Annotated in this window: 1 protein-coding gene; it reads left to right on the top strand. The window is 47.2% G+C overall.

The window, feature by feature from the left end:
* A partial coding sequence (locus R7Q09_RS26625; RefSeq protein ID WP_318144006.1) for a phosphomethylpyrimidine synthase ThiC occupies positions 1-623 on the top strand: 623 nt, incomplete at both ends.

The following is a 623-nucleotide window of genomic DNA, read 5'->3' on the forward strand; positions in this document are numbered from 1 at the left end:
TTGCACTGCGTGAGAACATGGGGCGCGCTAAATATCGCGATGACGTGCTGACTCAGCAGCATCCTGGTCAAAGCTTCGGTGCAAATCTACCTAAAGACATTACTGCAGAATTCGTTCGTAAAGAAGTCGCAGAAGGTCGCGCCATCATTCCTTCGAATATCAATCATCCAGAATCTGAACCAATGATTATTGGCCGTAACTTCTTAGTTAAGGTGAATGCCAATATTGGTAACTCATCGGTCACGTCTTCAATCGAAGAAGAAGTGGAGAAACTTGTCTGGGCGACACGCTGGGGTGGCGATACCGTGATGGACCTTTCTACCGGCCGTAACATTCATGAAACTCGCGAATGGATTTTACGCAATAGCCCGGTGCCAATTGGTACGGTTCCTATGTATCAGGCTTTGGAGAAAGTAAATGGCATTGCTGAGAACCTGAATTGGGAAGTCATGCGCGACACGTTAATCGAACAAGCAGAGCAGGGTGTTGATTACTTTACTATCCATGCTGGTTTACTACTTCGCTATGTTCCAATGACGGCGAAACGAGTGACGGGGATTGTTTCGCGTGGTGGCTCGATTATCGCTAAGTGGTGTCTAGCGCATCACCAAGAAAGCTTCTTA

The organism is Vibrio sp. 2130-1, from assembly GCF_033339515.1.